This window comes from Polaromonas sp. (assembly GCF_031411155.1).
Lineage (GTDB): Bacteria > Pseudomonadota > Gammaproteobacteria > Burkholderiales > Burkholderiaceae_C > Polaromonas.
Genome location: NZ_JANOAL010000070.1, coordinates 19,937 through 28,910 on the forward strand (window position 1 = coordinate 19,937; position 8,974 = coordinate 28,910).

General features: G+C 67.1%; 9 protein-coding genes and 1 pseudogene. 5 read left to right on the forward strand and 5 right to left on the reverse strand.

The window, feature by feature from the left end:
• Nucleotides 1-5 precede the first annotated feature (5 nt).
• The gene (locus RMO23_RS04045; protein ID WP_309678817.1) at nt 6-524 is read left to right on the forward strand and encodes a flavin reductase family protein; all 519 of its coding nucleotides are present in this window, start codon (nt 6-8) and stop codon (nt 522-524) included.
• Nucleotides 525-613: 89 nt separating this feature from the next.
• Nucleotides 614-1,519: a DMT family transporter gene (locus tag RMO23_RS04050; RefSeq protein ID WP_309678818.1), complete on the forward strand. Its 906-nt coding sequence runs from the start codon at nt 614-616 to the stop codon at nt 1,517-1,519.
• A gap of 91 nt (nt 1,520-1,610) precedes the next feature.
• Here the strand turns inward: RMO23_RS04050 and RMO23_RS04055 are convergent, their stop codons facing one another.
• From RMO23_RS04055 to RMO23_RS04070, 4 genes are all read right to left on the reverse strand, one after another.
• A complete protein-coding gene (locus RMO23_RS04055; RefSeq protein ID WP_309678819.1) occupies nt 1,611-1,982 on the reverse strand; it encodes a hypothetical protein in 372 nt (123 codons plus the stop codon).
• A 139-nt stretch (nt 1,983-2,121) separates the two neighbouring features.
• Nucleotides 2,122-2,628 carry a YbaY family lipoprotein gene (locus RMO23_RS04060; RefSeq protein WP_309678820.1) on the reverse strand — a complete coding sequence of 169 codons (507 nt, stop codon included), beginning with the start codon at nt 2,626-2,628 and terminating at the stop codon, nt 2,122-2,124.
• 15 nt (nt 2,629-2,643) lie between these two features.
• On the reverse strand, nt 2,644-3,219 hold the full coding sequence (locus tag RMO23_RS04065; protein ID WP_309678821.1) for a GNAT family N-acetyltransferase: 576 nt from the start codon (nt 3,217-3,219) through the stop codon (nt 2,644-2,646).
• Nucleotides 3,220-3,243: 24 nt separating this feature from the next.
• Nucleotides 3,244-5,274, reverse strand: a complete 2,031-nt coding sequence (locus RMO23_RS04070) for an acetoacetate--CoA ligase (protein WP_309678822.1) — start codon at nt 5,272-5,274, stop codon at nt 3,244-3,246.
• A gap of 112 nt (nt 5,275-5,386) precedes the next feature.
• On the opposite strand from RMO23_RS04070, the gene RMO23_RS04075 reads away from it, so the two are divergent.
• The 3 genes from RMO23_RS04075 to RMO23_RS04085 all read left to right on the forward strand — a co-directional run bounded on the left by RMO23_RS04075 (nt 5,387) and on the right by RMO23_RS04085 (nt 8,589).
• Nucleotides 5,387-5,989, forward strand: a complete 603-nt coding sequence (locus tag RMO23_RS04075) for a TetR family transcriptional regulator C-terminal domain-containing protein (protein ID WP_309678823.1) — start codon at nt 5,387-5,389, stop codon at nt 5,987-5,989.
• Between the two features lie 226 nt (nt 5,990-6,215).
• Complete coding sequence (locus RMO23_RS04080; protein ID WP_309678824.1) at nt 6,216-7,169, forward strand: alpha/beta hydrolase; 954 nt, start codon at nt 6,216-6,218, stop codon at nt 7,167-7,169.
• A gap of 79 nt (nt 7,170-7,248) precedes the next feature.
• Complete coding sequence (locus RMO23_RS04085; RefSeq protein ID WP_309678825.1) at nt 7,249-8,589, forward strand: solute carrier family 23 protein; 1,341 nt, start codon at nt 7,249-7,251, stop codon at nt 8,587-8,589.
• Nucleotides 8,590-8,764: 175 nt separating this feature from the next.
• Here the strand turns inward: RMO23_RS04085 and RMO23_RS04090 are convergent.
• Nucleotides 8,765-8,974: pseudogene (locus tag RMO23_RS04090) on the reverse strand (hypothetical protein); the annotation flags it as partial.

An 8,974-nucleotide genomic window follows, 5' to 3' on the forward strand; every position in this document is an offset into this window, starting at 1 on the left:
CTTCTATGTTGTCCCCCGTGCCCCCTTCCCGAGCCAGCCGCCCGAGCTTTTCGCAACGCGAGTTCCGGGCTTCGCTGGCGATGTTTGCCACCGGGGTCACCATCGTCACCGCGCGCACGCCGGACGGCGCCCTGATCGGCCTGACGGCCAACTCCTTCAACTCGGTGTCGCTGAACCCGCCGCTGGTGCTGTGGAGCCTGTCGCAGGCGGCCGGCTCGATGGCGGTGCTGAGCGCCGGCTCGCACTACGCCATCAACATCCTGGCGGCCGACCAGAAAGAGCTGGCCGAGCGTTTTGCCAGCAAGCGCGAAGACCGCTGGACCGACGTGCGCTTTACCGAAGGCGCCGGCGGCGCGCCGCTGCTGGCCGGCGCGGCCGCCACTTTTGAATGCTTTAACCGCAGCCGCTACGAAGAAGGCGACCATGTGATTTTTGTCGGCGAGGTCGAGCGCTGCAGCCACCGCGCCGGCGCCGCGCCGCTGCTGTTTCACGGCGGCCGCTTTTACACCGAGCACCCGCTCTAGCCCAGCGTCGGCGCGGCGTCCTGCCCCGGGGCAGCACCGCTGCGCCAACGCGCCCGACCATCCCGAATTTTTTGAATCCCCCTGAGTCCATGACCGCACGCAAAGCCCATCTAGATACCCTCGCCATTTCCCTGCTGCTGGCCTGCTGCCTGTTCTGGGGCCTGCAGCAGGTGCTGATCAAGGCCACGCTGAGCGAGCTGCCGCCGATGTTTCAAGCCTCGCTGCGCCTGATCGGCGCGACCGCGCTGCTCGGGCTGTGGTGTGTGTGGCGCGGCGTGCCGCTGTTCCGGCGTGATGGCACGCTGGCGGCCGGGCTGCTGGCGGGTGTTTTGTTTGGTGCCGAATTCGCCTGCATCTACCTCGGGCTGCAGTACACCACGGCCTCGCGGCTGACGGTGTTTTTGTACACCTCGCCGTTCTGGGTCGCGCTGCTGGTGCCGCTGTGGGTCAGGTCGGAACGGCTGCGCGGACTGCAGTGGGCCGGCTTGCTGTGCGCCTTTGTGGCGGTGGCGTTCGCGCTGCGCGAAGGCTTTGGCGCGGGCCAGGCCAATACCGCCCGCGGTGACCTGCTGGCGCTGGCGGCCGGCATGTTGTGGGGCCTGACCACGGTGGTGATTCGCGCCAGCAGCCTGGCCAGAATATCCGCCGAAAAGCTGCTGTTCTACCAGCTGGCCGTCAGCGCGCTGGCGTTTCCGGGGCTGTCGCTGGCGCTGGGCGAGGTCTGGGTCTGGCAGTTCAGCGCGTTTGCCATCACCTCGCTGGCGCTGCAGACGGCGATAGGCGCGTTTGCCAGCTACCTGGCCTGGATGTGGATGCTGGGGCGCTACCCGGCGACGAAAATTTCGGTGTTCGTGTTTTTCACGCCGCTGTTTGCCCTGCTGTTTGGCGCGCTCTGGCTGCATGAAAGCGTGACCCCCAGCCTGCTGGCCGCGCTGGCCATGGTGGCGCTGGGCATTGTGCTGGTGAACCGCAAGGGGGCGGCGTCACCCGACTGAGACCGCCCGTCGTCAAAATTTCTGGTCATTTGTGCCTCCAGCCCACGATTGATAAGCGTATGCAGTTATCAATTCAATAGCACCCTCGAACTCAGTAACCCAGCACACTGCCCCGGCCGCCGAACGCGGCCCAGGCCAGCAGCGCGAAGCCCGCCACCGCCAGCAGCGCGTGGATGACGATGATGTTTTTTGGCAGGGCCTGCAGCTTGGCGTGGTAGGCCAGGTTGAGGAAGGCGCCGCCCAGCGCGGCCAGCAGCAGCAGCGTCACACCGTACCAGGCCAGGCGCGGGATGCCCGCCTTCAGGCCGGCGTAGAGCAGCAGCGTGAGCCCGCTGGCCGCCAGCAGGCCGTGGCCCATGGCCAGCCAGGACGGCGGCCGGTCGGCGCCCGAGAACCGGATGATGGCCATGATCAGGCCGCCAAGGGCGGTCAGGCCGAGCAGAATCGTCGCGGTTTGCAGCATGGTTTTTCTCCTGCAGGGGGTAGGAGGCGAATTGCCTCACCTGACATGCTGAACCGCTTGCCAAAAAGGTCTGTAGGCTAAAGCGGGAAAGCCCCGTCAGGCAAGGCCGCGAATGGTCAAGCCGGCCCGACCGGCCCGCTCAGGGCCGCGCCACCATGTGCAGAATCATCTCGACCCGGTTGCCGTGGCCTTGCGTGAGCACCGGGTAGAGCTTGTCGTTGATGAACATCAGCCGACCGGCGCGCTCGATGCGGGCAGAGACGGCGTAGCGCATGCGCGGGTCGACCCTGGCCGGGTCCACCAGCAGCTCGAACGGCAGCGGCACCTGGCTGCGCGCGCTAAAGCGCTGCTCGGCCAGAATGTCGGCTTTCGCATCGAGGCGCGAGATATCGCGCAGCTGCACGATCACGTCGCTGTCGGGCGGCAGGGCAATGCGCTGCAGATAAGACAGGGTGCCGCTGACGCGCAGCCCGCCCGCCGGGACTGGCGCGGGGGCTGGCCCAGGCCCCGGCGCCGGCGCGGTCGGCACGCGCGGGGCCGGGTCGCTGGCGCAGGCCGCCAGCAGGCCCAGGCCGGCCCATGGGGCGAACCGGCCCAAAGCCCCCAGATGGACCAGCGCAGCCTGGCCCAGCAGTCGTCGTTTCATGGTGCGCTCCTTGCGTCAAACGGTGTGGTGGAAATTGAACATGCCATGCCAGGCCGGCCGGTCTATGCGGTACACGTAATGCTCCCAGTCGTCGGCCGGGTTGTTGGGCGTCAACAGGCCGCTGGCGATGCGGGCATAGCCGGCCCGCTCCAGCGCGCGCCACGAGGCCCGGTTCGCCACATGCACCGGCACGATGACGGCCGTGGCCTGCGCATCGCCCGGCCACAGCGCTTCGGTAAAAGCCTGAACCATGGCCGTGCCCCAGCCGCGTCCCAATGCCTCGGCCGGACCAATCAAATAGTCGATGCCGACGGCGCCCGTGGGCACCAGGATGAGGGGCGCAAGTTCGCGCAGGTACTGCGGCCAGGCCGCCAGCCGGTAGCGCTGAACCAGCCCCAGCGGCACGCCATTACGGCAGGCAATAAAGGCCTCGGACGGCTCGCGGCCGTCCACGCTGGCGCCGTAACCGGCCTCGATGGCGGGCGGCGACGGGTCTTCGGCCCACCAGCGCGCCACATGCGGCTGGGCCAGCCAGTGGCCCAGCAGGGCGAAGTCGCCGCGGGCCAGGGGACGAAAGCTGAAGCTGCCCATGTTGATGCTCCCGGTTGTTTTTGTTCAGGCCGCGCGCCGGCGCGCAAACGCCACATACCAGTCCAGGCAGGCCGGATTGGCCATGGCGTCTTTATTGACCACCTTGTCCAGCGGCTGACCCAGCAGCAGCTTCTTGATCGGCAGTTCCTGCTTTTTGCCCGACAGCGTGCGCGGAATCTCGGCCACCTGAAAGATGTCGTTGGGCACGAAGCGCGGGCTCAGCGCGGTCTTGATGGCGTGGCTGAGCCTGGCCTTGATCGCGTCGTCGAGCGTCAGGCCGGGGCGCAGCACCACGAACAGCGGCATGTAGCTGTCACGGCCCAGGTATTCCAGGTCCACCACCATCGAGTCGAGCACCTCGGGCAGCGCCTCGATCGCGCTGTAGAGCTCGCTGGTGCCCATGCGCAGGCCGTGGCGGTTGATGGTGGCGTCGCTGCGGCCATAAATGACGCAGGCGCCGCTGGCGTCGATGCGGATCCAGTCGCCGTGGCGCCAGACATGGGGGTACATGTCGAAGTAGCTCGACAGGTAGCGCTGGTTGCCCACATCGCCCCAGAAATACAGCGGCATCGATGGAATCGGCTGGGTGCAGACCAGCTCGCCGACCTCCCCGGTGACGCTCTGGCCGGCCTCGTTCCAGGCCTGGACCGCGCAGCCGAGCAGGCGGCACTGGATCTGGCCCGGCAGCTGCGGCAGTTCGCGGTTGCCGCCGATAAAAGCACCGGCAAAGTCGGTACCGCCCGAGATGTTCGACCACCAGATGTCGGGTGTCCCGAGTTTTTTGAATTGCGCCGTGCCCCAGCACTGGGACGCCTCGCTCAGTGGTGAACCCGTGCTACCCAAGGCGCGCACGCGCCTGAGTCCGGGCAATGGCGTTAGCTCGACACCGGCCTTCATGCAGCTCGCATAAAAGGCGGCACCGGCGCCAAAAAAAGTGACTTCGGTTTGCGCGGCAAAGCGCCACAGCGTGCTCCAGTCGGGGCTGTCCTTGCTGCCGGCGGGGTTGCCGTCAAAGATCACGCAGGTGCTGCCGCCCAGCAAACCGCTGAGCTGGCAGTTCCACATGACCCAGCCGGTCGAGCTGTACCAGTGAAAGCGCTCGCCGAAGCTGTTGGGCCGGTAGCTGCAGCCCACGTCGTTGTGCAGCATGGTCAGCGCCATGCCGACCAGCATGGCGCCGCCGTGGCCATGGACGATGGGCTTGGGCAGACCGGTGGTGCCGCTGGAATACACAATCCACAGCGGATGGTCAAACGCCACCCAAAGCGGCTCAAAGGCCGCGGTTTCAGCATCATTTCGGCCGCTAGCCGAATCAAAAAGCGCACAGTTCGCTATTGAATTAATAGCACCCAGATTGTCATGAACAATCACATGCCGCACGCTGGGCAGCGCTGCGCGCAGCTCGGCCAGCACCGCCGTGCGGTCCAGGTCGCGGCCGCCGTAACGCACGCCGGTGCAGCCAATCAGCACCCTGGGCTCAATCTGCCTGAAGCGATCGAGCACGGCCTGGGTGCCCATGTCGGGCGCGCACAGGCTCCAGACGCCGCCTATGCTGGCCACCGCCAGAAACGCCACCATGGCCTCGGGAATGTTGGGCAGATAGGCCGCGACCCGGTCGCCCGGCTGTACACCCTGGGCCTGCAGGTGCAACGCCAGCGACGCCACCTGCTGGCGCAGCGCGGGCCAGCTCAGCTCGCGCGCCGGCCCGCCACTGGCCAGGCTGGCCTCGTCGTGGCTGACCACGGCCGGCAGGCCGGCCGCATGGGCCGGTTCCGCATGCCGGAACACCTGCCGCGCATAGTTGAGCTGGGCGCCGGGAAACCACTGCGCGCCCGGCATCTGGCGCTGCGCCAGCACGGCGCGGTGCGGCGTGGGCGACTGCAGCTCGAAGTAGTCCCACAGGCTTTGCCAGAAGGCGTCCAGCTCGGTAGTCGACCAGCGCCACAGCGCGTCGTAGCTGTCAAACGTCAAGCCGCGCGTCTCGTGCAGCCAGTGCTGGTACAGGCGGATTTGCGGGATGGGGGAAACAGGTGGGGCAACAGGGGCGGCGCTCATGGCTGCCAGCTTAACCGCGCCGGGGCCGCCTTGCAGCCCGCGAACGCGCGGGATTTCCCGATACTGAACTGGGGGAATTGCTATTTCGCACAACCGTGCTAATATACGCCGCATGGATGCCAAGACCCAGAAAAGCGAGATGACCCGGACCGCCATCATTGGCGCCGGGATTGACCTGGCCTCGGCCGAGGGGCTGGAGGCCATCACGCTGCAGGCGGTGGCCGACCGGATTGGCCTGTCCAAGAGCGGCGTGTTCTCGCGCATCGGCTCGCGCGAGGCCTTGCAAAAAGCCGTGATCGAAGAGTTTGGCCGGCGCTTTCTGGCCGATGTGTTCGTGCCCGCCATGCAGCAGCCCAAGGGCCTGCCCCGGCTCGACATGATTGTGCAGCGCTGGATCGTGCGCATGCGCGATGTCGAGGCGAAGTCGGGCTGTATCTACACGGCCGGCGCGTTTGAGCTGGACGACTGCGAGGGCGAACTGCGCGACGCGCTGCTGCAAGAGGTGACGCGCTGGCGCGCCTCGCTGCGGCGTACCGTGCTGCAGGCGGTAGAGGCCGGCCATCTGGCCGCCGACACCGACCCGGAGCAGCTGGTTTCGGAAATTTGCAGCCTGGCCATTGGCCTGCTGCATGACGCACGTTTTCTGCGCGACCAGCGCGCAGCCGCGCGTGCACAGGCCAGCTGGCAGCGCCTGCTCAAAAGCTACCAGCTTTAGTCCCGCCGGGCATGCCGCCCAGTGGATTGTTGCGTTCTAGTTTCGCACAGTTGTGCGATTATGGAGAAAAATCATGCTGATATTCATTCTGGGCCTGGGCGTGGTGACAGGGGTTCGTGCGGTCCGGGCGGTGCTGGCCTCGCTGGCCAGCCTGCCGCGCAGCAACGACGACTGGATCTGGTACTGAAGGCCGGACCCGCCGCAACACCGAACCGGAGAACCCGCCATGACACGCCCCTCGCTGCAGGCCGCACCGGCCTCTACGTCATCTACTTCCGCTACTTCCGCTACTTCTTCCACGTCCCCCAGTTACTACGCCGGCCGACCCGCCAGCCCCGGCACCCGGCTGCTGCGCTGGGGGCTGGCCGCCTCGCAGCAGCTGTGGCCGGCGCTGGCGGTGCGCGCTGCCCACCGGCTGTTTGGCACACCGCTGCCGCCGCGCTGGCTGGCGGGCCTGAAGCGCCGCAAGGGCTGGAGCCCCGACTGGCACATCGAGCCATGGCCGTTTGAAAACGCCAGCCTGACGCTGTACAGCCGCCCGGTGGCACCGCACGGGCCGGTGGTGCTGCTGCTGCACGGCTGGGGCGGCCATGCCGGCCAGCTGCGGGCGCTGGCCGAGCTGCTGGCGGCCCAGGGCCTGCGGCCGGTGCTGCTGGAAATGCCGGCGCACGGCCGCAGCGGCGGCCAGACCAGCAACCTGCCGCAGTTTGCCCGGGCACTCGACTACGTCATGGCCCGGCTGCAGCAGCAGGGCTACCGCCTGCGCGCGGTGGTGGCGCATTCGCTGGCGGCCAATGCCGCCGCCTTTGCCGCCAGCCGCGGCCTGGCCGCCGAGCGGCTGGTGCTGCTGGCGCCGCCGGCCTCGCCACTGGCCTACACCCGGCTGTTTGCCCAGGTGTTCGGCCTGCGCGAGGCCACGCGGGCGGCGATGCAGCGCCTGATCGAAGCGCGCGAAGGCGTCCTGATGCCGCAGTTCGAGCCGGCCGCCGTCGGCCCGCGCATCACCGTGCCGACGCTGGTGGTACATGACCGGCAGGACCGCATCAACCGCTTTGCCGACGGCCTGGCCTACAGCCAGGCGATTGCCGGGGCGCGCCTGCTGGCCACCGAAGGCCTGGGCCACCAGAAGATTCTGAAGGACGCCGGCGTGCTGCGGCAGATCAGCGCCTTCCTCGGTTGACGCGCTGTGCCGCGCAGGCGCTTGCCTGGGCGGCACCTTGCCACTAGCATTGCGCCACTTACAACAAGAGGAGCGCGTAATGGCAATGCTGGAATGGACCGAAAAAAGCAGCGCGGTGCTGCAACAAGGTGGCGTGATCGGGCCTGACGAACGGCTGCCCTGGCCGCAAACTGCGGTGATGGGGGTGCAGCATGTGATTGCGATGTTTGGCGCGACCGTGCTGGCGCCCATCCTGATGGGCTTTGACCCGAATCTGGCGATCCTGATGAGCGGCATTGGCACGCTGATCTTTTTTGTCATCACCGGCGGCAAGGTGCCGAGCTACCTCGGCTCCAGCTTTGCCTTCATCGGCGTGGTGATTGCCGCCAGCGCCTACGCCGGCAAGGGGCCCAACACCAACCTGGGCGTGGCACTGGGCGGCATCATTGCCTGCGGCGTGCTCTACACGCTGATCGGCTTCGTCGTGCAGGCGGTCGGCACCGGCTGGATAGAGCGCGTCATGCCGCCGGTGGTGACGGGCGCGGTGGTGGCGGTGATTGGCCTGAACCTGGCCAGCATTCCGATCAAAAACATGGCGGCCAGCAACTTTGAGGCGTGGATGCAGGTGCTGACCTTTGTCAGCGTGGCGCTGGTGGCGGTGATGGCGCGCGGCATGCTGCAGCGGCTGCTGATTCTGGTCGGGCTGGCGGTGGCCAGCGTGATTTATGCGCTGCTGACCAACGGCCTGGGCCTGGGCAAGCCGATGGACCTGGCGGGCATTGCCAGCGCCGCCTGGGTCGGGCTGCCCGCCTTTGCCGCGCCGGTGTTCAGCACCAACGCCATGCTCTTGATAGCGCCAGTGGCGATTATTCTGGTGGCCGAAAACCTGGGCCACATCAAGGCGGTGACGGCCATGACCGGCAAGAACCTGGATGTCTACATGGGCCGCGCCTTCATCGGCGACGGCATTGCCACCATCGTCTCGGGCAGCGCCGGCGGCACCGGGGTCACCACTTATGCCGAAAACATCGGTGTGATGGCGGCGACCAAGATTTACTCGACCGCGGTGTTTGTGGTGGCCGCGCTGATTGCGGTGCTGCTGGGCTTCAGCCCCAAGTTTGGCGCGCTGATCCAGGCGATTCCGCTGCCGGTGATGGGCGGCGTGAGCATTGTGGTGTTTGGCCTGATTGCGGTGGCCGGCGCCCGGATCTGGGTCGTCAACCAGGTTGATTTTTCAGACAACAAAAACCTGCTGGTGGCGGCCATCACGCTGGTGCTGGGCACCGGCGACTTCACGCTGAAGTTTGGCCAGTTTGCGCTGGGCGGCATTGGCACTGCCACCTTCGGCGCGATCCTGCTGTATGCGCTGCTGAACCGCAAAAAACCGGACGACACGGTGAAAGTCCAGCAATTTTCGGCGGACCCGCCCAAGGCAGGCTAAGCCGGACAAATCCCTCGGGCACATCCTTCGACAAGCTCAGGACGAACGGGATGCGGTGAGCGCGGGGGCTATGTCTTCACCAGCAGGGGCTGCGGGACAGGCTTTGCCAGACCGCAGGCGCAGCGGCCCCCTCGGGGGCAGGGAGCGACACGCTAGTAGCGCGACCGTGGGGGCCTTATTGTTCAGCAGGCTGCGTCCTGGCGTGGGCCAGCGCAGCCCTGGTTTTGGCCAGTTCGCGCTCCAGCGCGGCGCGCTCGTCGATTTCCTGCGCCAGCACCTCGTTGACCTGGGCCAGGTCGTCGGCCGACTCCTGAATCCGGGTTTCGAGGGCGTCGGTGAGTTCGAGGGCCTGCGCCACTTCGCCGGTTTGCACCGCATCAGGCAG